Consider the following 25651-nt stretch of genomic DNA (forward strand, 5'->3'; position numbering starts at 1 on the left):
GCATTTCGATCGTTCCGGATCAGGTCTTCGCTACGTGTTCCGCGGCGTACTCTGCGTCCAGCTTTGGAATGGCCTTGAGCAGGAAGATGGTCGAGAGCACCATGAAGAGGAAGAAGGCCGGAAGCTCGAACCAGAAATTGATCGCGCCATTGCGGGCGAACGCACCGGTCTTGAAGAACGGCATGAACGCGAACATCACCAAGCTCGCGCCGACGTAGATGCCCATCCAGCCAATCCACTTCGGGATGATGGGAATGCGGCGTCGATCCGAAAGGATGCACACGCCAAGCGCAATGAGCTGGGCGGATCCTGTCGTCGCCGACATGTCGAACAGCATCCATGCGACGTCCGTCAGAGCCTGCAGGATGTCAGGTGGCATGGTCTGGGCGCGAAACGTCGAGCCGAGCCAGATCCCGGGGGGAACGATGAAGAAGACGGTCGTCAGTCCGCCGCTCCACATCTGCAGTGTCGAGAGCACGTTGTTCGCGCTGTTGGCGCGCTCGATCGGCTCCATTATTTTCGTGATCCCCACCGTCCAGAACATGTAGAGGATTCCGCCCATGACCGCTCCCGTCATGCCGATCCGGATGACATCCGCGTCGGCCCGGAAGACTTCGGCGTAGGCCTGCGCATCAAGCGCCGGGGAGTACGGCGGGATGTTCTGTCCCAGGATCCCCCAGAACACCACTTCGATGAACAGCAGGACCACACCGGCCCAGATGCACAGGCGGACGTGCTGATACGGATTGATCATGGGCATCGTTGAACATCCTCTCGCGTTGCCGGCATCGGCCGGTACCTGCCGCGACGCGGCATGGACAAAAACCCCGACCTCCACAGCCGGCGGGTGACGCGGGCCTGGGTCATGGCACCCGGGCCGTCGGAGGCGCCTTACTGCGCGACGAAGCCGCCATCGATTGAAAGATCGGCGCCCACGCAGAAGCTGGATTCATCCGATGCAAGGAACAGGCACCCGTAGGCGAGTTCTTCGGGGCGTCCGGCCCGACCGATCGGCTGCCCGCGCAGGAAGATCTCCTCCATCGCCACAGGATCCATCGCGTTCTTGTACGCGGCTTGCAACATCGGGGTATCGATGACGCCCGGGCAGATCACGTTGGCGCGGATGCCTTCCTTGATGTGTGCCAGTGCGGTCGCCTTGGTGAGATGCCGAACGGCCGCCTTCGAGGCGTGATACGCCGCAAACCCGTTCGATGCGACGATTCCGTAGGCAGAAGATATGTTGACGATGGAACCGCCGCCTCTCTTCTTCATCTCCGGCACCGCATACTTGGTAGCAAGGAAAACGCCCTTTACGTTGACGTCGAAGACCCTGTCCCACTCCTCCTCGGTCGTATCGACTTCGTTCTTCGTGATCTCCAGGCCGGCGTTGTTGACCAGGACGTCCAGGCCACCGTAGGTCTTCACGGCAAACTCGATCATCGCGCGGATATCGGCGTGCTTGCTGACGTCGGCTCGAACGAAATCTGCAATCCCGCCCGCACTGCGAATGGATTCGACGACCTGCGCCCCGCCCTGTTGGTTGATGTCGGCAACGACGACCTTGGCGCCTTCCTTCGCGAACAGCGTCGCGGTTGCCGCACCGATACCGGAAGCAGCACCCGTTACGATCGCCACCTTGTCCTTCAAGCGGTCCGCCGGTTTCGTCGCCATAGCGAGACTCCCCTTTGCATAACGATGGATGTACGCCGGTAACGCCAGCGTTGATTCGAAGCGGCGCCGTCGGCAATCCCTGTTGGCAAAGGTGATGCGCGCTCAGCGATCGGGCGATGTCAGCCGTCGCTCCGGCAGCGTGATGGCTGCGGCAGTCGCCTGTCTTGATTAAACGAGCTGAACACTCGCCGTCCGGTCCACGGCGGGATGCGCGACCAGGTGCTCCTCGATCATCAGCAGGCTGATGTTGCGGCTGCCGCGCAGCAACATGTCCGTGACACGCCCCATGATCTTGATCTTGCCCTGCGCGTCCAGGCGACCGAGGTCACCCCTGCGATGGAAGCCGAGCGCGTCGAAGGCTGTCCGCACCGCTTCGAGATCGTGGAGATGGCGAAACGACTTGTCCGGCGGTTGCCGGCACGCCTGGTCGATCTCGCCCCTGAAGTGCCACGTGCTTCGGCCTCGCCACTCACGCGCCTGGGAAGGTTCGGTGGCGGCATCGCTTCGGGGTCGATACCCGATACCCGGACCGTAGCCCGGCTTCGGACCGGATGTCCGAGCATTGGGCCTTACCGGGCGCCAGAAACAAAAATCCCCGCATGTTCGCGGGGGTTTCTGTACTTCTGTGGATCACGATGGACCCTTACTTGGTGCCGACGGAGGGACTCGAACCCCCACGACTTTCGCCGCTACCACCTCAAGGTAGTGCGTCTACCAATTCCGCCACGTCGGCAATCAATCTGCGAGTCGGCCCGATGGTTCAGCTGCCCAGGGCGAGGGGCGCGAATCTTAGCGAGTCGACCCGGCTTTGTCTCGCCCGGATTCTTCTCGCGACCACCCGGATTTCACTCAGGAACTTTGGGCGCCTCTTCGGCCGGAGCCGGAGCCTGCGGCGCAACGGCCGCCGGTGCCTCGGCGGGGGCCGGGATGATCAGGCGGGGCTCTTCGGTGACCGGCCCGGGCGCAGGTGTCTCGATCTGGTCCGTGACGCTTCCACTGGTACGACCCGTGCGGTCATTGACCAGATAGGCCAGGCCCAGGCTGGACGCGAAGAACGCGGCCGCGAGCCAGGCCGTGGTCCGGGTCAGGAAATTGGCCGCGCCGCGCGCACCGAACACGGTGCCGGAGGCACCGCTGCCAAAGGCTGCACCTGCGTCGGCGCCCTTGCCGTGCTGGATCAGCACGAGACCGATCAGGGCAACCGCCACCAGAACCTGAACTACCACCAGAACCGTATGCATGGAGACAACCCTGCTCTCTTAAGCCTGCTGTGCCTGCGCGCCCGCGCAGATCGCGAGGAAATCGCTGCTCTTCAACGACGCACCACCAATCAATCCGCCATCCACGTCCGCACCGGCGAACAGCTCCAGGGCATTGTCCGGCTTGACGCTTCCGCCGTACAGGATGCGAGTCGAGCCCGTGATTGTAGCATCGCGATTCGCAAGCTGGCCGCGCAGGAAGGCATGGGCGGCCTGGGCCTGGGCTGCGGTCGCCGTCCGGCCGGTGCCGATGGCCCAGACCGGCTCATAGGCGATCACGGCCTTAGCGCCGAAAGCGGCGACCCCCGCGGCGTCGATCACCGCGCCGAGCTGACGCCCGAGCACAGCCTCGGTGCGGTTGCCGTCCCGCTCTTCCAGCGTCTCGCCCAGGCACAGCACCGGAACCAAGCCCAGCGCCTGCGCAACCTTGAACTTGGCCGCCACGATCGCGTCGGTCTCGCCATAGAGCGCGCGGCGCTCGGAATGCCCGACGAGCACGTAGGAGCAGCCCAGTTCCTTGAGCATCGCCCCATGGGTTTCGCCGGTGAAGGCGCCAGCCTTTTCCTGGTCGGCGAGGTTCTGGCCGCCCAGGCGAATGCGCGTCGAACCGATCAATTCCCGGACCTGCCCGATGTGGACCGCGGCCGGGCAGACGAGCACTTCGACCTGGGCACAGGCCTCGAGCCCGGCCGCGATGCCCGCGACGAGCGTGCGATTGGCCTCGAGGCTGCCGTTCATTTTCCAGTTGCCGGCGACAAGATACTGGCGCTTCATCGTCTCTCTCCTTGGAGTTCTTCTCTGCTCAGGCTGCCACCGCGCGGACGTGGTCGGCGATGAACGCTGCCGCCGCCTGCGTCTCCGCCGCGTCCTGCGCTTCGACCATGACGCGGATCAGCGGCTCGGTTCCCGAGGGCCGCAAGAGTACGCGACCTCGCCCCGCGAGCTTCGCCTCGGCCTCGATCACCGCGGCCTTCACCGAGGGGGCCGCCATGACGCGGTCCGCGGCGCCGGCGAGCCGGACGTTGATCAGGACCTGTGGGAACTTGCTCATGCCCGCTGCCAGGTCAGCCAGGCTGCGGCCCGACTCCATAATCGCGGCCAGCACCTGCAGCGCGGTGATCGTTCCGTCGCCGGTCGTCGTGCGGTCCAGACAGAGCGTGTGACCCGAGGTCTCGCCGCCCAGCGAGCCGCCGTGCTCCTTGAGCATTTCCAGCACGTAGCGGTCGCCGACCTTGGCGCGCTTGAAGCTGATACCAAGGGCCTCGAACGCACGCTCGAGGCCCAGGTTGGACATCTGCGTGCCGACCACCGGCCCCTTCAGATCTCCCGACGCCAGCCGGCTGCGCGCGATGATGTAGAGGATCTCGTCGCCGTCGATCTCGTCGCCGCCGGCGGTGACCATCAGGCAGCGGTCGGCATCGCCATCGAGTGCGATACCGAGGTCGGCCTTGCGCTCGCTGACGACGCGCTTGAGCGCGTCCAGATGCGTGGATCCGCAATCCTGATTGATGTTGAGGCCGTCGGGCCTGTCACCGATGACGATCGTCTGCGCGCCCAGTTCGGCGAACACGGCCGGCCCGGTGCGATAGGCCGCGCCGTTGGCGCAATCGATCGCGACGCGCATGCCCTTGAGGCTGCGATTGAGCGGAAAGCTGCTCTTGCAGAATTCGATGTAGCGGCCCTGCGCGTCGTCGATGCGCCGCGCCCGGCCCAACTCGTCCGAGGGCACGCATTCGAGCGGCTGTTCCATCAGCGCCTCGATCTCGGCCTCGACCTCGTCGCTGAGCTTTCCACCGTCTGGACCGAAGAATTTCACGCCGTTGTCGTGATGCGGATTGTGCGAGGCCGAGATCACGACGCCGGCCTGCGCACGCAGCGCGCGGGTCAGGTAGGCCACGCCCGGCGTCGGCAGCGGGCCGAGCATGTCGCTCTCCACGCCCGCGGCTGCGAAGCCCGCCTCGAGCGCGGATTCGAACATGTAGCCCGAGCGTCGCGTGTCCTTGCCGATCAGCACGCGCGCACCGGGCGTGCGTGCGAGGACACGGCCGGCAGCCCAACCCAGCTTGAGCGCGAAATCCGGCGTCATCGGCGCGCTGCCGACCGGACCGCGAACGCCGTCGGTCCCGAAGTATTTTCTTTTCACGAACTCTCCTCCCCCGCGGCTCGAATGGCAGCGGCAACCCGCACCGCATCGCGAGTCTCGCGCACATCGTGCGCGCGCACGATGGCCGCTCCCCCCAGCACCGCGGCCGTGGCCGCGGCCAGGCTCGCCGGCAGGCGCTGGTCCACCGCCGCACCGCAGAGTTTCTGGAACATCGATTTGCGCGACAGGCCCACCAGCACCGGGAATCCCAGGGCGGCGATCGCAGGAACGCGCGCCAGCAGCGACAGGTTGTGCTCCAGCGTCTTGCCGAAACCGAAGCCCGGATCGAGCAGCAGCGACTCGCGCGAGATCCCGTAGTCCACGCACTCGTGCACGCGTTCGAGCAGGAAGTCGGTGATCTCGGCGAGCACGTCGAGATAGTGCGGCGCGACCTGCATCGTCCGCGGCTCGCCCTGCATGTGCATCAGGCAGGCGGCCGCGCCAGCATCCCGCACGGCCTCGATGGCGCCCGGCGCCCGCAGCGCGTTGACGTCGTTCACCAGCTGCGCGCCGGCCGCACAGGCTGCCCGCATCACCGCAGGCTTCATCGTGTCGATCGAGAGGACGCAGCCGATGGAATCCCGCAGGCGCTCGATGACCGGAACGACGCGATCGAGCTCCTCTTGTTCGGAGACCGGCTGTGCGCCGGGACGCGTGGATTCGCCGCCGACATCGATCAGGTCGGCGCCTTCGGACGCCATCTGCCGGGCATGCGCGAGCGCCTTGTCCAGCGAGACGTAGCGGCCGCCGTCGGAGAACGAGTCAGAGGTGAGGTTCAGCACGCCCATCACGCGCGGCGTGGACAGGTCGAGCGAGCCGTCGCGGAAGCGGAGGATCAAGGGATCAAAACGAAGCGGGGCCAGCTCGCGCTGGCCCCGTTACGAACCGTGTCGACGATCAAACCGGCTTGGGTGCGGCAGGCGGCGGCACCTGGCCCGCCGGGCTGCCCGACGCGCGCGGCGGCGGCGGCGTGTTGGGACGGCCACCGTTGTCGTTCCAGCTTTCCGGCTGCCCCGGATCCTCGCCCCGCATCAGGCGGGCGAGCTGCTCGGCGTCGATCGTCTCGTACTTGAGCAGGGCCTGCGCCATGGCGTGGAGGACGTCCATCTTGTCCTCCAGGACCTTCTTCGCGCGCTCATAGTTGAAGTCGATGACCGAGCGGATCTCGCGGTCGATGGAGTTCGCCGTGTCGTCGGAGACGTTCTTGGTCTGCGTGACGCTCTTGCCGAGAAAGACCTCGCCGTTGTCTTCGCCGTACGACAACGGGCCGAGGGCCTCGGACATGCCGTACTTCGTGACCATGTTGCGCGCGATGTTGGTCGCCCGCTCGATGTCGTTGCTGGCACCGGTCGTGATCTTGTCGATGCCGAAGATGATCTCCTCGGCCAGACGCCCGCCGAACAGCGAACAGATCTGGGAATTCAGGCGTTCGCGCGTGTAGCTGTAACGATCTTCCTCGGGCAGGAACATCGTGACGCCCAGCGCACGGCCGCGCGGAATGATCGTGACCTTGTAGACGGGATCGTGCGACGGCACCGAGAGACCCACGATGGCGTGACCGGCCTCGTGGTACGCGGTGAGCTTCTTCTCGTCCTCGGACATCACCATCGAGCGCCGCTCGGCGCCCATCATGATCTTGTCCTTGGCGCGCTCGAAGTCGTCGTGATCCACCAGGCGCTTGTTGCCGCGCGCGGCGAACAGCGCCGCCTCGTTGACGAGGTTGGCCAGGTCCGCACCCGAGAAGCCGGGCGTGGCGCGCGCGATGATGTCGGGCTTCACGCCGTCGTGCAGCGGCACGGCGCGCATGTGGACCTTGAGGATCTGCTCGCGGCCGCGCACGTCCGGCAGCGGCACGACGACCTGACGATCGAAGCGACCCGGACGCAGCAGCGCAGGGTCGAGCACGTCCGGCCGGTTGGTGGCGGCGATGACGATGACGCCCTCGTTGCCCTCGAAGCCGTCCATCTCGACCAGCAACTGGTTGAGCGTCTGCTCGCGCTCGTCGTGACCGCCACCCAGACCGGCACCGCGATGACGGCCGACCGCGTCGATTTCATCGATGAAGATGATGCAGGGGGCGTGCTTCTTGGCCTGCTCGAACATGTCGCGCACGCGGCTGGCGCCGACGCCGACGAACATCTCGACGAAGTCCGAACCGGAGATCGTGAAGAACGGCACGCCGGCCTCACCCGCGATGGCCTTGGCCAGCAAGGTCTTGCCGGTACCCGGCGACCCCACCATCAGCACGCCGCGCGGAATCTTGCCGCCCAGCTTCTGGAACTTGCCCGGATCCTTCAGGAAGTCGACGAGCTCGCCCACTTCCTGCTTGGCTTCCTCGACACCCGCCACGTCGTTGAACGTGATCTTGACCTGGTCGGCGTTGAGCATGCGAGCGCGGCTCTTGCCGAAGCTCATCGCCCCCCGGCCGGCGCCGCCGCCCTGCATCTGGCGCATGAAGTACACCCAGACCGCGATCAGCAGCAGGATCGGGAAGGCGTTGAACAGAAGCTGCAGCGGCCACGGCGTGCCCTTCGGCATCTCGCCCGTGAACTTCACGTTGTTGTCGATCAGCGTGCCGATCATCGAGCGGTTGTCCGTCTCGGGGCTGATCGTCTCGAAGCGGGTGCCGCCCTTGAGTTGGCCGGCGATGACGTCGCCCGCGATCTTCACGTCGGCGACCTGCCCCTGCTTCACCTGCTCGAGGAAATCCGAGTACGCCACGGGCTGCTGTCCGCGCCCGCGGTTGGCGAAGCTCTGGAACACACTGATGAGCACCACCAGGATGACCACCCAGAGCAGGAGATTCTTCGCTAAGTCGTTCAAAGCCTTGATCCTCTTCGCCACGGCCCGCAAGCGCTGGGCCGCCTGATTTGCACCTTACACCCGGCGCAGACTCCTCGCCAGCAGATAAACCTCCCGACTCCGAGGGCGCGAAGCCTTCGGTTTGCGGATGGCCACCGACTCGAACTCCGCTCTCAGACTCTTGATGAAATCCTCGAACCCCTCGCCCTGGAACACCTTCACCAGCATGTGACCGCCGGTCTTGAGATGTGCCTTGGCGAAATCCAGCGCCAGCTCACACAGATACAGCTGCCCGACCTGATCCGCACTGTCGATTCCCGAGACGTTGGGGGCCATGTCGGACAACACAAGGTCGACCGCCCTGTCCCCGATCCGGCCCTGCAATTCCTTGAGTACCGCCTCTTCGCGAAAATCCCCCACGATGATCTCGACGTTGGGGATCTCCTCCATCGGCAGGATGTCCAGGGCGATCAGGCGCCCCTTGATCCCGAGCAAGGGCCGTGCCCATTGGCTCCAGCCGCCCGGCGCCGCACCCAGGTCGACGACCACCTGGCCCGGCTTCACGAGGTGGTCGCGCTCGCTGATTTCCTTGAGCTTGAAGACGGCGCGCGAGCGGAAACCCAGCCGATGCGCCTCTTTCACATAGATGTCGGCTCTATGTTCGGCGATCCATTGAGCCGAACTGGGTCGGCGCTTCTTGGACACAAATCCTCAGATGTACTCGACCGACAGGATCTCGAACTCGCGCTGGCCGCCGGGCGCGGCGACGAGCACGACGTCACCCGCGACCTTGCCGATCAGCGCGCGCGCGATCGGCGAGTTGTACGAAATCAGGCCGTTCTTCGAATCCGCCTCGTCGTCGCCGACGATGCGGTAGGTCCGCTCGTCCTCGGATTCGGTGTCGACCAGCTTCACCGTGGCCCCGAAGATCACCTTGCCGGTGTTCTCCATCTTGGTGATGTCGATCACCTGGGCGGCCGAGAGCTTGCCCTCGATCTCGCCGATGCGGCCCTCGATGAAACCCTGCTGTTCCTTGGCCGCGTGGTACTCCGCGTTCTCGCGCAGGTCGCCATGGGCCCGCGCCTCCGCGATCGAGGCGATGACCCGGGGGCGCGCCTCGGACTTCAGGACGCGCAGCTCTTCGCGCAGCTTCTCTTCGCCATGCTTAGTGATCGGCACTCGGCTCATGGTGTTCACCTTTTACGAATAACAAAAAAATGACGCAGGGAGCGCTGCTGCGCTCCCCTTCGGACTCACGCTCGGATAAGCCGCGCCGAGTGCCGGCGCGGCAGAAAATTATCGCCTAGCCAACGGTCTGGTGCAGATCCTGCAGGCGATGGACCTCTCGATTGTCGAGAAAATCCATCGCGACGGCTGCAGCATGGGCGCCGGAAATCGTCGTGAAATAGCAGACCTTGTGCTGGATCGCGGCCGAACGGATCGAGCGCGACTCCTCGATCGACTTCTTGCCGTCGGTGGTATTGGCGATGAACTGGATCTGGCCGCTCTTGATCATGTCCACGCAGTGCGGCCGGCCTTCCTTGACCTTGTTCACGCCTTCGCAGGCGATGCCGGCGCGACGGATTTCCTCGGCGGTGCCGTGCGTGGCCACCACGGTGAAGCCCTTGGCCGTCAGCAGGCGTGCCACGTCGATGGCCTTGGCCTTGTCGCTGTCACGCACCGACAGGAACGCCGCGCCGCTGCGCGGAATCGCGTTGCCGCCGCCGAGCAAGGCCTTGAAGAAGGCCTCGCCGAACGTCGCGCCGACACCCATGACTTCGCCCGTCGAACGCATCTCGGGACCGAGCAGCGGGTCGACCGACGGGAACTTGTTGAACGGGAAGACCGCTTCCTTGACCGAGTAGTACGAGGGAATCAGTTCCTTCTCGATACCCTGCGACTTCAGCGATTTGCCGACCATGCAGCGTGCCGCGATCTTCGCCAGCGGCCGGCCGATGGCCTTGGATACGAACGGGCTGGTGCGCGAGGCGCGCGGATTCACTTCCAGCAGGTAGACCTTCTCGCCCTGCACGGCGAACTGCGCGTTCATCAGGCCCACGACGTTGAGCGCCTTGGCCAGCTTGAAGATCTGGTCGCGGATGTCGTCGAGCACGCTCGCCGGCAGTGAGTACGCGGGCAGCGAGCAGGCCGAGTCACCGGAGTGCACGCCGGCTTCCTCGATGTGCTCCATGATGCCGCCGATGACGACGGTCTGACCGTCGGACAGCGCATCGACGTCGACCTCGACTGCGTTGTTGAGGAAACGGTCCAGCAGCACCGGCGAATCGTTGGAGACCTTCACGGCCTCCGTCATGTAGCGCATCAGGTCTTCGTCGTCGTGGACGATTTCCATCGCACGGCCGCCGAGCACGTAGCTCGGTCGCACGACCAGCGGATAGCCGACCTTGTTGGCGACCGTCAGCGCCTGCTTCTCGGAACGCGCGGTCCCGTTGGGCGGCTGCAGCAGCTTGAGCTTCTCGACCAGCTTCTGGAAACGCTCGCGGTCTTCGGCCAGATCGATCGAATCCGGCGACGTGCCGATGATCGGTGCGCCCGCCGCTTCCAGTGCACGCGCCAGCTTCAGCGGCGTCTGGCCACCGAACTGCACGATCACGCCCTTGGGCTGTTCGAGGTCGATGATCTCCATCACGTCCTCGAACGTCAGCGGTTCGAAGTACAGGCGATCCGACGTGTCGTAATCCGTGGAGACGGTTTCGGGGTTGCAGTTGACCATGATGGTCTCGAACCCGTCCTCGCGCAGCGCGAGCGCCGCGTGCACGCAGCAGTAGTCGAACTCGATGCCCTGCCCGATGCGATTCGGCCCGCCGCCCAGGATCATGATCTTGTCGCGCGACGTAGGCGCGGCTTCGCACTCCTCGTCGTAGCTCGAATACATGTACGCAGTGGACGACGCGAACTCGGCGGCGCAGGAATCCACGCGCTTGAACACCGGACGGATGCCCAGGCCGATGCGGCGCTTGCGCACCGACTCTTCCTTGACGCCGATCAGCTTGGCGATGCGGCGATCCGAGAATCCGAGGCGCTTGTAGCGGCGCAGCTCGGCAGCTTCGATCTGCGTGATCTTCTGCTGCGCGATGTCGGACTCGACGGCGACGAGCTCGGCGATCTGGTCGAGGAACCAGGGATCGATTTTCGAGAACTTGAAGACTTCCGGCACCGACAGCCCGGCACGGAACGCGTCGGCCACGTACCAGATGCGCTTGGCGCGCGGCGTGACCAGTTCCTCGATGATCTTGTTGAGCGATTCTTCCGAACCGATCTTCACCTGCGGATCGAAGCCGTCGGAACCGACTTCCAGCCCGCGCAAGGCCTTCTGCATCGATTCCTGGAAGTTGCGGCCGATGGCCATGACTTCGCCCACCGACTTCATCTGCGTCGTGAGCCGCGAGTCGGCCTGCGGGAATTTCTCGAACGTGAAACGCGGCACCTTGGTGACGACGTAATCGATGCTCGGCTCGAACGACGCCGGCGTGACGCCACCGGTGATGTCGTTCTTGAGCTCGTCCAGCGTGTAGCCGATGGCGAGCTTGGCCGCGATCTTGGCGATCGGGAAACCGGTGGCCTTCGACGCCAGTGCGCTCGAGCGCGACACGCGCGGATTCATCTCGATGACGATCATGCGACCGTCGTCCGGATTGATCGCGAACTGCACGTTGGAGCCGCCGGTATCCACGCCGATCTTGCGCAGCACCGCGATGCTCGCGTTGCGCATGATCTGGTATTCCTTGTCCGTCAGCGTCTGCGCCGGCGCGACGGTGATGCTGTCGCCCGTGTGCACGCCCATCGGATCGAAGTTCTCGATCGAGCAGACGATGATGCAGTTGTCCTTGCGATCGCGGACGACCTCCATCTCGAACTCTTTCCAGCCGAGCAGGGATTCCTCGATCAGGACTTCCGTGGTCGGCGAAAGATCGAGACCGCGCGTGACGATCTCGTCGAACTCTTCCTTGTTGTAGGCGATGCCGCCGCCGGTGCCGCCGAGCGTGAAGCTCGGGCGGATGATCACCGGGAAGCCGATGCCGGCCTGGATCGCCAGCGCCTCGTCCATCGTGTGCGCCACGCCGGATCGCGCCGAACCCAGGCCGATCTCGGTCATCGCGTCGCGGAACTTCTGGCGGTCCTCGGCGAGGTCGATCGCGTGCGCGTTGGCGCCGATCATCTGCACGCCGAACTTCTCGAGCACGCCGTGCTTCTCGAGATCCAGCGCGCAGTTCAGTGCGGTCTGGCCGCCCATCGTCGGCAGCAGCGCGTCCGGGCGCTCCTTCTCGATGATCGCGGCCACGGTCTGCCAGCGGATCGGCTCGATGTACGTGGCATCGGCCATTTCCGGGTCCGTCATGATCGTCGCCGGATTCGAGTTCACCAGGATCACCCGGTAGCCCTCTTCGCGCAGCGCCTTGCAGGCCTGGGCGCCGGAGTAGTCGAACTCGCAGGCCTGGCCGATGACGATGGGGCCGGCGCCGATGATCAGGACCGACTTCAGGTCCGTGCGCTTACCCATTCTGCGACTCCATCATCTTCACGAAACGATCGAACAGGTAGGACACGTCGTGCGGGCCGGGGCTCGCCTCGGGATGTCCCTGGAAACTGAAGGCCGGCGCATCGAGCACCCGGATGCCCTGGTTGCTGCCGTCGAACAGCGAACGGTGCGTGACCTGCACGTTCTTCGGCAACGTGGCCTCGTCGACCGCGAAACCATGGTTCTGGCTGGTGATCAGCACGCGGCCCGACTCGATGTCCTGCACCGGGTGGTTCGCGCCGTGGTGGCCAAACTTCATCTTCAGCGTCTTCGCGCCGGTGGCCAGCCCCATGATCTGGTGGCCCAGGCAGATGCCGAACAGTGGAACCTTCTTCTTCATGAACTCGCGCGCGCTGGCGATCGCGTAGTCGCAGGGCTCGGGGTCACCGGGTCCGTTGGCCAGCATCACGCCGTCCGGCTTCATCGCCAGCACGTCCTTGGCGGACATCTGCGCCGGCACCACGGTCACGTGGCAGCCGCGGTCGACCAGCATGCGCAGGATATTGCGCTTGATGCCGTAGTCGCAGACCACGACCTTGAAGCGCGGGTTGGCCAGTTGGGTCTCGCGATTGGTCTCCAGCGTCCAGGAGCCCGTCGTCCACTCGTAGACCGACGGCGTCGTCACGACCTTGGCCAGGTCCATGCCCTTGAGGCCGGGGAACTCGCGCGCCGCGGCGAGCGCTGCTTTCTCGCTGACTTTCGCCCCCGCCAGGATGGCGCCGTTCTGCGCCCCCTTGTCGCGCAGCAGGCGCGTCAGGCGGCGGGTATCGATGCCGGCGATCGCCACCACCTTCTGCGTCTGCAGGTAGTCGGTGAAATCCTGCGTCGAGCGGAAATTGCTGTGGCGGCGCGGCACTTCGCGCAACACCAGGCCCGCGAGCTGCACGGCGCCCGACTCGGCGTCTTCGGCATTCACGCCCACATTGCCGATATGGGGATAGGTCAGCGTGACGATCTGCTGACGGTACGAAGTATCGGTGAGGATTTCCTGGTAGCCGGTCATGGCGGTGTTGAACACCACCTCGCCAACCGTCTTGCCGTCGATACCAATGGAAACGCCTTCGAAAACGCTACCGTCGGCGAGGGCAAGCAGGGCCGGCTTGAGATTCGTCATCGGCTCGGAGAATCAGGTGGGCTTTCGGGTCGCGCACACAAATCGGGGGGCGTGAGCCCCCCGCGCGAGATCGATTTGGAATTTTACCGGCGGGGGTGCGGTGCGTCCATCGAAAGTTCGTTACAGCCGCCACGTATCGCGAGAATCGCCGGGCAATAAGTGTCCACCGGGCGCAAACATGATCCGTCGACCGCGTCAGAGCCCGCTGATCTCGAGCGCGCGGCGCATGAAAACCGGGGCGAGCAGCGCAAAACGCCGCGCACCTTCGTCCGCCACCAGCCCGGCCCGGCCGCGCGCCACGATGCCCTCGGCCATCACGGTGCCGCGAAACAGCGCGAACACCAGATGGAACGGCGCGATCTTCGGCGTCAGCGGCGCGCCCGCGTAGTAGCGCTCGAGGTACTGATCTTCGGTCGGGATTCCCAGGGCGGCGGCATCCAGCCCGCGCAGCCCGTCGAACTGGCCCGCGTCGAGATGCCAGGCCATCAGCCCGTAGGCGAGGTCCGACAGCGGATGGCCCAAGGTCGACAGTTCCCAGTCCAGCACGCCGACCACGCGCGGCTCTGTCGGATGGAACATCAGGTTTCCGATGCGAAAATCCCCGTGCGCGATCGTCGTCGTCTCGTCCGCCGGCACGTGCTCGACCAGCCAGGCCGCAAGGCGACCGCCCTGCGGCGTGCGTGCCACCGGCAGATCCTGGAACTGGCGCACCAGGCGCTCGACCTGACGCCGGAAGAAGTTTCCTGGCTTGCCGAAATCCGCCAGTCCCAGCGCCTGCCAGTCGACGCGGTGCAACGCAGCCAGGGTGCCGGCCATCTGGAAGAACATCTCCCTGCGCTCCGCCGCCTCGAGACCCGGCGACGAGAACCACGGGATCACGCGGCCCTCGAGCCGCTCCATCACATAGAACGGCGTACCGATCAGCCCCGGCTCCGCATGGAACAACGCGACGCGGGGCACCGGGACCGCCGTGGACGCCAGCGCCCGGAGCACGCGCACTTCGCGATCCACCGCGTGCGCGCCCGGCGCAAGGCCCGTCGCCGCCGGCGGCTTGCGCAGGACGTAGCGCGATTCGTCGCCGAACCCGAGAAAGAACGTCGGATTGGACTGGCCGCCGCCGATCCGCTCCAGCCGCATCGCACCCGGCCCCACGGGCAGCGTTTCGCGCAGGAAGTGCTCCAGCGCGGAGCGATCGAATCCGGGCGGGTCTTCTTCGCGAGCAGGTCCGTTCATGATTGGCCAAGCTTGCACGCACACCTTCGCTTTCGCACCGGGGCCCGCCCATGGATTTCTCGCTACCCGCCGAGCTGGTCACCTACCTCGCGCGTCTCGACGCCTTCATCGCTGCGGAGATCGACCCGCTGCAGGCGCAGGACGACAACGAGCGCTTCTTCGATCATCGCCGCGAGTGGGCACGCACCGACTTCGAAGGCGGCGGAATCCCGCGCGTCGAATGGGAAGCCCTGCTCGACGAAGCCAAGCGCCGTGCCGACCGCGCCGGGTTCTATCGGTACTCGTTGCCGCGCGAGTTCGGCGGCGACGGCGGCAACAACCTGTGGATGGCGGTGATCCGCGAGCACCTCGCGGCCAAGGGCCTGGGGCTGCACAACGACCTGCAGAACGAACACTCGATCGTCGGCAATTTCCCGGTGATCGTGATGCTGCGCGACTTCGGCACTCCCGCGCAGAAGGAGGCATACATCCGCGGAGCGCTGGACGGCGACGTGCGCATGGCCTTCGGCCTGACCGAACCCGGCCACGGCTCAGACGCAACGCACATGGAAACGCAAGCGGTTCCCGACATCCGCGATGGGGTCGACGGCTGGCGCCTCGACGGCGAAAAGATGTGGACCACCGGCATGCACACGGCCACTCACGTGGTGGTGTTCGCGCGCAGCAGCGGCAAGGCTGGTGAGGCGCGCGGCATCACGGCCTTCATCGTCCCGGCGCAGGCGGCGGGCGTGAAGATCGAGGAATACCTGTGGACGTTCAACATGCCCACGGATCACCCGCGCGTGAGCTTCACGAATGTGTGGGTGCCCGACGAAGCGCGCTTCGGCGCAGCAGGCGCAGGCTTGGCGGTCGCCCAGGCCTTCGTGCACGAGAACCGCATTCGTCAGGCCGCGTCGTCGCTGGGCGCCGCCCACTACTGCGTGCAGGAAAGCGTCCGCTACGCGCGGCAGCGCAAGCCTTTCGGCGAAGCCCTGGCGGAGAACCAGGCCATCCAGTGGCCGCTCGTCGAGCTGGCGACGCAGATCGAGATGCTGCGCCTGCTGATCCGCAAGACGGCCTGGGAAATGGACCAGATGCCGCACCCGGAGGTCGAGAAGCAGCTCTCGGACAAGGTCTCGATGTGCAACTACTGGGCGAACCGGCTGTGCTGCGAAGCCGCGGATCGCGCGATGCAGGTGCACGGTGGCCTCGGCTACTCGCGCCACAAGCCGTTCGAGCACATCTATCGCCATCACCGGCGCTATCGCATCACCGAGGGCTCGGAAGAGATCCAGATGCGCAAGGTCGCGGCCTGGCTGTTCGGGTACGCAGGTCCACGCAAGCGCGACTTCGCGGACCTCCCTGCGACGTAGCCCGGACGAAGTCCGGGATCGCGGCCGGGACTCGACGATGCCGTCGCGTTGCCGGCCTGCCGCGGGCCGTGCGAAGGTCGGCTCGCCCGGTGACCGCACTGCCGCCACCGCAGGCGCCTCTCATATAAGAACTCAAGGAGCCCACCCCGTGTCAGCCGTTCGCCCGTTGCATCACGCCGCACTCCTCGCCTCCCTGTTCGCCGTGGGCCTCGTCGCCTGCTCCAAGAAGGAAGAATCCACGGCGGCCACGGACAGCGCAGCCGCCTCGACATCCGCACCGGCCGCTGCCGCGCCGGCGGCTTCGGGTGGCGGCTCGGCCGACGCGCCGGCCAATACGAAGTACCTGTGCTCGAGCAACATCGTCCTGGCCGTCAGCTACAAGCCGGGTGTCGCGAAATTCACGTACAAGGACAAGCCGCTCGAGTTCAAGGCCGAGGCGGCGGAACCGACGCGCTACATCACGGCCGGCTACGAGTGGTGGGTCAACGGCCGTGGGCAGGGCGCCAATGGCAACCTCTATACGCAGGCGGCGGATGGCACGACGGGGGAGTTCATCGAGGGGTGTATTGAGAATCCGAACAAGTAGGGCGCGACGCGTAGCGCAGGTAAGCCGGGGGCGAATCGACTGGCCCTGCGGAACGACTCACTCCGCGGGATTGTTCGCTGCGCTCACGCCCTCTCCGGTGAAGCCGGGGGCCGCTGCCGCGGCTTTCTCATCCTGAAACGAGTCCACTGGACTCGTTTCTCCGCCTTCGGCGGACCGGATTCGAAATGGTCGAACCCCAGGTTTGTTTATCGCGGGTTCGAATCCCGCTCTGCGCCACAAAAAAAGGGCCCTTTCGGGCCCTTTTTTTCGCTTGTGGCGGAGAGAGCGTCCGCCATAATGAATGTGGGTGGATGCCTATGGTCGCTCAGTCTATCCGTTAAATGCCCTGTTTTTGTCCGTTAATTGCTTGACGACGTTCACAGGCATCCACCACCATCCAGTGCGGGTTTGTGGGTTGGGTTGAGGATCAAAAAGCCGGCCAAGATTAGATCGAGCGCGAGATTCCTGCCCCGACATCCAGTTTTTTGCGGGTCGCTTTTGAGGGTTACAGATGGCGCGGCGACAAACGGGAAAGCTCCAAGCGGTGGGGCTACTTAAAAGGAGTACCGGTCTGCACGGCGACGGCGGCGGGCTCTGGCTGCAGGTCGGTCCTACGGGCAGTAAGGCGTGGCTCTTCCGCTTCATGCTGCAAGGGAAAGCCCGAGAGATGGGCCTCGGCCCGTTCCCCGACGTACCACTCGCGGAGGCTCGGCAGAAAGCCGCCGAAGCCCGAGCATTGCTCCGCGACAAGATCGACCCCATCGAGGCCCGGCGGGCGCTCGCGACGGCCCGGACCGCGTCCGTGCTGGCAGCAAAGACGTTCAAGGCCGCCGGCGACGCTTTTATCGAAGCGAACAAGGCGGGATGGAAAAACGCCAAGCACCTCCAGCAGTGGCAGAACACCCTTGCGACCTACGTCTACCCAAAGATCGGGGACACCGCGGTGTCGGAGATCACGACGGACGACGTGCTGGGCATCGTGTCGCCGATATGGACGACAAAAACCGAGACGGCAACCCGCGTCCGATCGAGGATCGAGATCGTGCTCGACTACGCCATCGTTTTGAAATGGCGAACGGCCGGCAACCCTGCGCGGTGGCGCGGGGGTCTTGAAAGACTGCTCCCCCGCCCGACCAAGGTGCGCAAGGTTAAGCACCACGCCGCGCTTCATTACTCCGAGCTGCCCGCGTTTATGGCGGCACTGCGAGTACAAAACGGCATTGGCCCGCTGGCCTTGGAGTTCGCGATCCTCACCGCAGGGCGAACTGGCGAGGTAATCGGCGCGATCGAAAACGAATTCGATCTCGAGTCCCGGGTTTGGAGGGTGCCGGCCGATCGAATGAAGGGCGGCAAGCCGCACCACGTTCCGCTGTCCGATCGCGCTGTCGAGATCCTTGAGGGGCTCTCAGGAACAGACCGTGGGTTCGTGTTCCCTGGAATGAAAGAGAGCAAGCCGCTCTCGAATATGGCGTTACTCGCGACGTTGAAACGAATGAAGCGCGGGGACCTCACGACGCATGGGTTTCGGAGCACTTTCCGCGATTGGTGTGCGGAGGCGACCAGCTATCCGAGGGACGTTGCGGAGATGGCCCTCGCGCACTCCATCCCGAACAAAACCGAGGCCGCATATCGGCGCGGGGATCTTTTCGAGAAGCGCGCGGCGCTGATGCGCGATTGGGCGGCGTTCTGCGCAAGCGGGCAAACCCATCGCGCGCCTGTGCCGCAGGTAGAAGCGATTTGAGAGACCGCACGCGCGCCGCGGATGGGGCGAGCATTCGCGTCGAAGCGGCCGAACCCGCCGACGCCTACAGAGATAAGGAGCTGACAATGTCACTAGCCCAAAGCAAAGCCGCTCGCCCGCGTCCAGGGCACTATCTGACCCGCGCCGGTCTGAGCGCCGTCGTCGTCGACAAGCTCCCCGAAGACGAGCACGGCCTCGCCATGTGGCGCGGGTACGTCGAAACACCCGCAGGCCGAGAAGGCGTTAGCTGGACAGTTAAGGGCGACGTCTGGATCGGAGGCCGACCGACCAGCGACTTCGACCTGCGTGAGCGCGTCTAGACAACGACCAAATCAACGCGGCGCGAGTCGCCAAAGGATGCTTCATGAAGCGGCGGCAGCCCGAAAGGCGCTGCCGCTTTCTGAGCGGATCCCCCGCGCCTAAAACGCCATCGCTCAGAACATTGGTCCTCCGATCGTCCGAGTGACCGGCAGCGCGTTCAAAAGGCGCTTGCGTGAGCTACACCGTCGCCTCTTGCTCCATGGAAGACTGACGAAGTTCCAGCCCCATATGGTTAATTCCCCGAACGACGTGACCGGTAGTTTCCTGCGCATTCGCTAACAGTTGAATGAAAGTCGGGAAACTCAATTCAAGTCTTCTCGATGCCGCTCGTGACACACGGAGAATAAGCTCGCCTGAGAATACCGGAGAGTCGTTTTCGATTTGGATCGGAAACTCTACCCAGCTCGCGCCGCGCTTAAACGTTGGAACGTCCGGAAGCGTCCACTTTCGACCGAAAAGATCGAGGAAAATTTTAGGGGCGAAGTACCCTGCGAGATGAGATGAAAGCCCCTGTTCGTGCTCTGCTGATGATGGCTCCTCTTCCTTATATACATCCTCGTTTGGAAGATGAAGATCTTCATCTCTCAACTGATGCAAACTCACCAGCTCGCGCAGTGCGGCGCAGTAGGTCTCCCGAACCGGGCGAAGCAGAAGTTCCGTTGAACCGGCATCGGCCATGGCGTCAACGAGCTTAATCATCCACGCATTGCTCGCGACCCCCAGATAATCCGAAAAAACGACAAAATCTTGGGTCATCGCATCCGCGACATTAGCCCCAAACGCTTCAATGTCCACTATTGATTCGAAGCGTTTGATATCTCTTTCCTTGAGAGCAGCCATAGCACAAACGATGTCCCGTTCTATAGACGGGATCCTGTCCTCTTTTTCTTTCAATCTGTCCGCGATGATCTTCTCCTTCAATCGTCGCGCTCTTTCAGTGTCGACGAAGCCCAGTTCTATGTCTCGCTCCGCCTCTGCTGCAATGCGCTTATTGAGGCTTTTAATCAAAGATGTTCTTCGGCGCTCGATATTCGAAGCAAAGATATTAGAAATAAAATCTAACATCCGAAATAGCGCCCGGATGAAAGGCGTCATCCGCTCTATAAGGGCGTCCGATTCTTGCTGAGCGATAGCTTGCTGAGCCGTAAGCTCTGCGGTCTGACCGTACATTTTTGTAGTGATATTTTTTTCCGTTTGCCGCGACTGGCTAATGTTATACAACGGGTCCAGCCGCAGAATGTCCGTTGAATACAGCTCTGATTGCCCATTGTTGTAGAGGGGCATATCAACCTGGGGGCCGAACCTGCTGAAAAGCGCGTGACCAGCAAAGCGCTCATGGACAGCCTGCTCGATGTCCGCGGCATTATCAAAATGCCCGAAGAAGAGCACGCGATCTAGATACCGCTCGTCTCCGTTCTGCCGAAGGGCGAGCCGCTCTCTAGCGGAGCTAAGTGTTGTATATCCAAACTTATACATAACCCCCATAGGCGTTTTTAAACGCACATAGTAGAGATTGCCGCTTGCCTGAATTGGCTTGTACTTTACTGGCTCTCGATAAGCGTTTCTCATTTCTCTCGTCACTTTTCTCGCGTTTTTAGATGAGTCTCAATCTCCGCACAGCTCTCCACATTGTGATGTCACAGTCCTATCACGGATAGCCACTCCCTCTGCTCAAAGCAGAGCGAGGGTTAACACTGTAAGTGGCTGACTGGAATATCCGAGGAGACCGCTGGCCGCGGCAACATGAGAGTTCCATCCCCATCCGCTTATCTGGACAGCCATAGATCCAAGTCGTCCGGGTGAATTCTGAGAATTTCGAACCGCCTCTTCTCGAACATCACGACCAGATGCCGTGTCCCGCATGAGTCGCAGCCGACGAAACGCGTGCCCTCTTCGTCTTCTTCTTCCTCGATGCCGTGAATCGGCACCCCGATGTATCCGCATCTCATGCAGGTAAATTTCTGTCTCATCGGCCCCGTCCGATTTCGATCCAACCCCGCCTGAGAATCTCATACGTGGCCCGCGCCGCGCATCTGTCTGGGCGTGACGGCTGGGCGGGTCGTATCGGCCCGCCTCTGCGTTTACCTATCGCTCGGAGCCCGGGCTAACATCAGGCCCAAGCCCATGCGGATTCATAGCAGAACATGCCCATTCCTCGTCAGGAGGCAGCCAACGCATACGCGGACGCAGTGCTCTTGCACTTAGAGACCGGCCGCGTGGCTGCAATTCAGGCGCACAACCGTCGCCTGGAGGTCACTCAGATGCCGAAAGGTCTGAATCCGACCGACGTTTCAATGTGCGTTTCCGACAGCTACGCCGCGTATCTCCCGCGAATTTCTGAACTGGCAAGGGCCACGCCTCGCTTATCGAATGCAGCGCTACGGGATGAGATCGTTCGAGATCTCATGGGCACAGAATTCCTTGAGGTTGTGGCGGGCTGCATTGAGCAGGAGCCTGCAGGGTTCGGATGGGATTACTTCCCCGAAACTTTGCCCGAGTAATCATGATCCGCCCTACCCTCGCCCAAGTTGCGGATGCATATGCGGAGGCGGTCCTCCGCGCGGCGACCGCTGACGGCGCAACCGTGCTGACGTGGTGTGACGGGTGCGTCCAGGTCGATCAGCTGGAACCGGGGCAGAGCCCCGAGGACTATACGGTCGTCATCTCCGCCGGAATGACTGTCTTCTACCCGTGGTGCCGCGCTGAGGGCGTGACGTGTGTCGGCTGGCCTGAATCGGCCACCCGAGGCGACGTCGCTACGCTGGTCCTCGAAAGCGGCTTCGCCGCCAAGCTGGTCGCTCTCCTGTGCTCGGAGACGGCATAGCGAGATGATGGTCCCTAATCGGCTCTTCTTCGCGCTGCTCCCTGACGCGGCTACTCGCGAAGCCATGACGCTCGCCGCAAAGAGCATCGCGCTAAAGCTGGCGCACGGGGGACGCGAGGTCCCCGAGGCGAACCTCCACCTGACGTTGATGTTTCTAGGTGACGCCGTCCCCGCTCAAGACGAGCAAGCGGCCTGCGGAGCGGCGGAGTCGGTTAGCAGCGATCCATTTACCTTCGCATTGGACGCTGCGGGCTCCTTCCCTACGGCGTGGTGGCTCGGCCAGCACAAGGCCTCGCCCGAGCTTCAACGGCTCCGAAAGTCGCTACAGACCGCCATCACCACCCGGAAGGTCGCCTATGACCGCCAACACTTCGTTCCACACGTCACCATCGCCCGCCATCCAAAGACCCGGCTCGCCACGACTAGCATTGCGCCAGTTGAATGGCGCTGCGATTCATTTTCTTTGATGCGAAGCTCGCTCGCGGGTCAGGGCGTTGCATACGAGCAGATCGCCCGCTGGTCGTTGCGCTCACGAGTCGAAGCAACTGCGGCTCAAATGTCCCTCATCTGACCATGTGCTACTCAGCCATGGTTAAGCAGCGATACTCGGAATACGTCCGAGTATTCGGTGCGCGAGTCGACATTGACGAGTTCGCTCGGCTCTACGTCTTCCGCTCTCAGGGTGGCGCCGTAAAGATCCCCAAGGGGATGGACGCGAACTTTGACGAGCCCGGCACGGACGGCGAGCGCGCAATCAAATCGCTAATCCAGACGTATAACAAGTCGAACAGCGAGAAATGGGAGCAGGAGATATTCAAGCAGCGTCGGCGGTTAGCCGATGCCGAGCGTGCGCTCCACGCCAAGCCTACAAAGAAGGCCGCGAACGACAAGCGTATTGCGACCAACAGAATCGAACAGATGCTCGGCTGGCTCGACGATCTCAAGCGGACCGAACCCAAGTCACGCGATTCGCGCATCTTCTCGAAGAGCTACTGCCCTGTCATGGTCTTCGAAAACGGACACCGTGTCGTGAAGCCAATGCGCTACCTTTGCAGGCCGGCCGGCATGCCAGCGTCATTTGACGAAAAATATCCGGGCTGCTTTAACGCTCGACGCGATAATCTTGAGGGCTTTTGGAAGAACCAGTTCGGGCAGACACACGGGATCGTCCTCGCGACCAGCTTCTTCGAGAACGTTTCCCGACATCGCTTGGAGGACCGCGAACTGCGACACGGCGAGAGCGAAGAGAACGTAAGGATCGAGTTCCGGCCCCAGACCGGCGGCGTGATGCACGCGGCGTGCCTCTGGTCGCGGTGGATCGGGCCGGATGGCAGCGAGCTGCTCTCGTTCGCTGCGATCACAGACGAGCCGCCGGCCGAAGTCGCCGCGACGGGGCACGATCGCTGCATTATTCCGATCGATCCGGGCAATATCGATGCTTGGCTCGATCCGAATGGCGACCTAGTTAAGTCCTACGCAATTCTCGATGCCCGAGAACGGCCGTACTACGAGCATCGACTGGCCGCGTGAGATGACCTGCGCGGTTCCTCGACTGCGATGCCGATAGTTTCATATCGCGCTTCTGCGTTTCCACCATCAGCCGGGGCTTCACTACTCGGCCACCACGACTTGTGGGTGCCGCTTAATGATCTCGTTCACGCCGCGATCACCGTTGGAAAGCCTGGCGTTGCACATTTATTTACTCACGGGTGGAATTCAATAAGCGACATTATTATTAGGACGCACACCGTTTATGCGTACTTGCAGTATGTCGCTGGGCGATACGGGAAGAGTTCTCTCTACGAAAGCCTTGATCCGACCGAAAAAGCGGCTGCCTCGTACTTCATGGGGATGATAAGCGCCAAGGTGGTATTCGATCGGCTGCTGAAAACCCCGTGGCTGTTTCATGTCTCGATGCTGAAGCCGCTTGGACATTCGTTCAATCTCAAAGGAAAGTCGGAACCGGATCTGGTCGGGAAAAATGCGTTAGGCGAGTGGGTCGTTGCGGAGGCCAAAGGCAGGTCAAACGGATTCAATCAGCCCGCGATGCGCGCAGCTAAGGAGCAAACACGACAACTGCGCACCATTAACGGCGCAGCTCCTGCGCTACGCGTCGCCATTCAGGCTTCATTCGAGCCCTACCTCCGTTTCGATCTCTGCGATCCTGAAGACGCGGCAGAGCGCGCGATCGATATCGAGACCGACCTCGATACGGTAATGCACAGATATTACTCTGGGATCATCGATGCTACTGAAGGCGCCGAAGTTGCCTTGATCCAAGGTCGCCAATTTCTCGTAAGAAAGATCGAAGAGGTTGGCGTAACTGTCGGGCTTGATACGGGTGTGCGGTATTTGCGCCTGTTTGGACTTTCCGGACGAATCCCTGCTCTCTTGCATCCTCCCGACGCTAAAATGTACGACGGTGACGATCCTCAGAATTTCAGGGTGTACGGGGATGGCGTTGCTATCGCTCTCGATAGACGTTGGTCCGATAATGTAATGGCACTATCGCCGTTCGAACGAAGAGAGGGATTCGGGAACTAACCATTAGCAAGCGTATTTCTTCCTTGATACTTGCAACGTCGTACATCTCGACCATTTAACCGACCACCGCTTTTGCGTAGGTGACAGATGTATTCCATGCGCGACACTAAGACATGGAATCCTCACGCTCGAAGCTGTTTAGACGTGCTCTGATGATTGCGGACGGCCACTCGCGATCGGACATCGAGACACTAGGTACCGAGATGCCGAGCCGCCACGGATGCTATGGACTTGCAGACACCGCTGGTCGACCGGTCCGCGGGCTCCGGGAGGCTGGCGTTACGTTACGCGACGCGATTGATTGGCTATGCACCCGCCACCTTGCCTCCCTTCGAATTGGCCCGGACGGGGTATTAGTCGAGTTGCATCTGGATTTGTTCGTCGACTAACAGCTTTTCCATTCGAAACCCGGATGAGCGTCCTTGACGCTGGGCCATGATCCCTGCTTTCCAAGCCCACTTCGGATGCCACCGCCTTTGGGCGACCTCCGCTTGCACCTGTTCACGAAACTGAAGAGGAGAGGCGGCCTTGTGAGTTGGCAACCGAGGCCAATGGCGCTGCCAGTTGCAATGCCGGCAAGCCGCGACAATGTTGTCCTCCTCGTCCCCTCCGTTATCCTGTCGCGCGACCAAGTGCTCGGCGGTGCATTGGAACCGCAGAGCCCGCTTTGGCGAGATGCCAAACCGCACGCAATACGCGCCTGGATCGCCGAGCCACATCGCGGCGCCGCAGTAGTAACAGAGGAAGTCTTGACGAACGGCCGCTCTGTTGCGGAGCGTTTGAAGCGACGACATACACAGACCGGTTAACAGCAACCGTCTGCTCTAGCGAGCATCGCGGAACCGCGGGCTAGCGCCACTGCGGCGGGATGTACGCGGCTACCGCCGACGACATTTCGGAAGTTAGAGCACGCGAGCGTTCAGGGCAAGCCGCAGCGAACGGTCTGAGCTACGCCTTGGCAGGAATAAGCCGTTGCCCGTCACTACTGTACACATTTACAGTATCTCAATGCACGGCGCACCCCACCCTCTCGACCCAAATCTCGGCGTCCATTTCCTCCGGCACGAACTGTCAAGCCTACGCGACGAGATTGCAGAGCGGCGACCCCGAACGGCAGCAGAGCGTGTAGCGCTGCAGCGCCGGGCCGTCCTCACGATTAATCGAGTCCTGGAGGCGACAAGCTTCCTAGCAGAAAGCTTCTACACGCCAGGGGTTCCGGAGTACGACACCTGGCGGCACGGGACGCTCGAGAAGTCCTTCAAGGAACGCCACCTCACCTGCTCGGCGAACTTGCGGCTCGACACAGTCAGCCGGGCGGCGATGATGGTGTGGCAGGACGAGTTCAAGGTCCGAAGGTGGATGCAAGAGGATCTGTTCCCCGCGGAGACGCCTTCCGCCCCCTATTGGATGGCACGGGCATCAGATGAAGGCGTGTGGCGATCGCTTGAGGCCTTGGACCAGCTGTATCGAGAGGCCACGATTAAGGACGAGATCTTTTAGTCTAGAAGCCTCCTCACTTAC

Annotated in this window: 25 protein-coding genes and 1 tRNA gene; 10 read left to right on the top strand and 16 right to left on the bottom strand. The window is 63.0% G+C overall.

Translation table 11 applies throughout. The features are described 5' to 3' along the window. Positions 1-19: 19 nt before the first annotated feature. From DFR24_RS10920 to DFR24_RS10985, 14 genes are all read right to left on the bottom strand, one after another. The gene (locus DFR24_RS10920; protein ID WP_133881288.1) at positions 20-838 is read right to left on the bottom strand and encodes a hypothetical protein; all 819 of its coding nucleotides are present in this window, start codon (positions 836-838) and stop codon (positions 20-22) included. 53 nt (positions 839-891) lie between these two features. Next, positions 892-1671, bottom strand: coding sequence for an SDR family NAD(P)-dependent oxidoreductase (locus DFR24_RS10925; RefSeq protein WP_133881289.1), 780 nt, complete (start codon positions 1669-1671; stop codon positions 892-894). Positions 1672-1839: 168 nt separating this feature from the next. Continuing rightward, positions 1840-2040 (bottom strand): hypothetical protein, encoded by a 201-nt coding sequence (locus DFR24_RS10930; RefSeq protein ID WP_133881290.1) that lies wholly within the window; start codon positions 2038-2040, stop codon positions 1840-1842. Between the two features lie 279 nt (positions 2041-2319). Further along, positions 2320-2404, bottom strand: a tRNA-Leu gene (locus DFR24_RS10935). Between the two features lie 112 nt (positions 2405-2516). Then, on the bottom strand, positions 2517-2912 hold the full coding sequence (gene secG / locus DFR24_RS10940) for a preprotein translocase subunit SecG (protein WP_133881291.1): 396 nt from the start codon (positions 2910-2912) through the stop codon (positions 2517-2519). 18 nt (positions 2913-2930) lie between these two features. Further along, positions 2931-3704, bottom strand: a complete 774-nt coding sequence (tpiA, locus tag DFR24_RS10945) for a triose-phosphate isomerase (protein WP_133881292.1) — start codon at positions 3702-3704, stop codon at positions 2931-2933. Between the two features lie 28 nt (positions 3705-3732). Further along, complete coding sequence (gene glmM, locus DFR24_RS10950) at positions 3733-5073, bottom strand: phosphoglucosamine mutase (protein ID WP_133881293.1); 1341 nt, start codon at positions 5071-5073, stop codon at positions 3733-3735. Further along, entirely contained in the window at positions 5070-5861 is a 792-nt protein-coding gene (gene folP / locus DFR24_RS10955) for a dihydropteroate synthase (RefSeq protein ID WP_133881562.1), read from the bottom strand. Before folP ends, glmM begins: the two co-directional genes overlap by 4 nt. 109 nt (positions 5862-5970) lie before the next feature. Further along, on the bottom strand, positions 5971-7896 hold the full coding sequence (gene ftsH / locus DFR24_RS10960; RefSeq protein WP_133881294.1) for an ATP-dependent zinc metalloprotease FtsH: 1926 nt from the start codon (positions 7894-7896) through the stop codon (positions 5971-5973). Between the two features lie 54 nt (positions 7897-7950). After that, a complete protein-coding gene (gene rlmE / locus DFR24_RS10965) occupies positions 7951-8580 on the bottom strand; it encodes a 23S rRNA (uridine(2552)-2'-O)-methyltransferase RlmE (protein WP_133881295.1) in 630 nt (209 codons plus the stop codon). 6 nt (positions 8581-8586) lie between these two features. Continuing rightward, a complete protein-coding gene (greA, locus tag DFR24_RS10970) occupies positions 8587-9063 on the bottom strand; it encodes a transcription elongation factor GreA (protein WP_133881296.1) in 477 nt (158 codons plus the stop codon). A gap of 115 nt (positions 9064-9178) precedes the next feature. Further along, positions 9179-12397 (bottom strand): carbamoyl-phosphate synthase large subunit, encoded by a 3219-nt coding sequence (gene carB, locus DFR24_RS10975; RefSeq protein WP_133881297.1) that lies wholly within the window; start codon positions 12395-12397, stop codon positions 9179-9181. Then, on the bottom strand, positions 12390-13529 hold the full coding sequence (gene carA / locus DFR24_RS10980) for a glutamine-hydrolyzing carbamoyl-phosphate synthase small subunit (protein WP_133881298.1): 1140 nt from the start codon (positions 13527-13529) through the stop codon (positions 12390-12392). Before carA ends, carB begins: the two co-directional genes overlap by 8 nt. 195 nt (positions 13530-13724) lie before the next feature. Beyond that, positions 13725-14762, bottom strand: a complete 1038-nt coding sequence (locus DFR24_RS10985) for a phosphotransferase family protein (RefSeq protein WP_133881299.1) — start codon at positions 14760-14762, stop codon at positions 13725-13727. Positions 14763-14812: 50 nt separating this feature from the next. On the opposite strand from DFR24_RS10985, the gene DFR24_RS10990 reads away from it, so the two are divergent. The 4 genes from DFR24_RS10990 to DFR24_RS11005 all read left to right on the top strand — a co-directional run bounded on the left by DFR24_RS10990 (position 14813) and on the right by DFR24_RS11005 (position 18761). Continuing rightward, positions 14813-16114, top strand: coding sequence for an acyl-CoA dehydrogenase family protein (locus tag DFR24_RS10990; protein WP_133881300.1), 1302 nt, complete (start codon positions 14813-14815; stop codon positions 16112-16114). A gap of 148 nt (positions 16115-16262) precedes the next feature. Beyond that, positions 16263-16700, top strand: coding sequence for an MliC family protein (locus DFR24_RS10995; protein WP_133881301.1), 438 nt, complete (start codon positions 16263-16265; stop codon positions 16698-16700). A gap of 511 nt (positions 16701-17211) precedes the next feature. Continuing rightward, positions 17212-18441: a tyrosine-type recombinase/integrase gene (locus tag DFR24_RS11000; protein ID WP_133881302.1), complete on the top strand. Its 1230-nt coding sequence runs from the start codon at positions 17212-17214 to the stop codon at positions 18439-18441. Between the two features lie 86 nt (positions 18442-18527). Then, positions 18528-18761 (top strand): hypothetical protein, encoded by a 234-nt coding sequence (locus DFR24_RS11005; protein ID WP_133881303.1) that lies wholly within the window; start codon positions 18528-18530, stop codon positions 18759-18761. Between the two features lie 178 nt (positions 18762-18939). Here the strand turns inward: DFR24_RS11005 and DFR24_RS11010 are convergent, their stop codons facing one another. Further along, the gene (locus DFR24_RS11010; protein WP_133881304.1) at positions 18940-20331 is read right to left on the bottom strand and encodes a GIY-YIG nuclease family protein; all 1392 of its coding nucleotides are present in this window, start codon (positions 20329-20331) and stop codon (positions 18940-18942) included. 575 nt (positions 20332-20906) lie between these two features. Here DFR24_RS11010 and DFR24_RS11015 point away from each other — a divergent pair. The 5 genes from DFR24_RS11015 (at position 20907) to DFR24_RS11035 (ending at position 24130) form a co-directional block, all read left to right on the top strand. Continuing rightward, positions 20907-21263 (top strand): hypothetical protein, encoded by a 357-nt coding sequence (locus DFR24_RS11015; RefSeq protein ID WP_133881305.1) that lies wholly within the window; start codon positions 20907-20909, stop codon positions 21261-21263. Between the two features lie 2 nt (positions 21264-21265). Then, positions 21266-21586 carry a hypothetical protein gene (locus DFR24_RS11020; RefSeq protein WP_133881306.1) on the top strand — a complete coding sequence of 107 codons (321 nt, stop codon included), beginning with the start codon at positions 21266-21268 and terminating at the stop codon, positions 21584-21586. A gap of 7 nt (positions 21587-21593) precedes the next feature. Further along, positions 21594-22157 (top strand): RNA 2',3'-cyclic phosphodiesterase, encoded by a 564-nt coding sequence (gene thpR / locus DFR24_RS11025; protein WP_281280165.1) that lies wholly within the window; start codon positions 21594-21596, stop codon positions 22155-22157. Positions 22158-22159: 2 nt separating this feature from the next. Beyond that, the gene (locus DFR24_RS11030) at positions 22160-23116 is read left to right on the top strand and encodes an SOS response-associated peptidase family protein (RefSeq protein ID WP_133881308.1); all 957 of its coding nucleotides are present in this window, start codon (positions 22160-22162) and stop codon (positions 23114-23116) included. A gap of 105 nt (positions 23117-23221) precedes the next feature. Continuing rightward, positions 23222-24130, top strand: a complete 909-nt coding sequence (locus DFR24_RS11035; protein WP_133881309.1) for a hypothetical protein — start codon at positions 23222-23224, stop codon at positions 24128-24130. A 353-nt stretch (positions 24131-24483) separates the two neighbouring features. Here the strand turns inward: DFR24_RS11035 and DFR24_RS25340 are convergent, their stop codons facing one another. Next, positions 24484-24924: an HNH endonuclease gene (locus DFR24_RS25340; protein ID WP_133881310.1), complete on the bottom strand. Its 441-nt coding sequence runs from the start codon at positions 24922-24924 to the stop codon at positions 24484-24486. A gap of 178 nt (positions 24925-25102) precedes the next feature. On the opposite strand from DFR24_RS25340, the gene DFR24_RS11045 reads away from it, so the two are divergent. Next, on the top strand, positions 25103-25630 hold the full coding sequence (locus DFR24_RS11045; protein ID WP_133881311.1) for a hypothetical protein: 528 nt from the start codon (positions 25103-25105) through the stop codon (positions 25628-25630). The last annotated feature ends 21 nt before the right edge of the window (positions 25631-25651 follow it).

The sequence above is a fragment of the Panacagrimonas perspica genome (assembly GCF_004364935.1).
GTDB classification, from domain to species: domain Bacteria; phylum Pseudomonadota; class Gammaproteobacteria; order Nevskiales; family Nevskiaceae; genus Panacagrimonas; species Panacagrimonas perspica.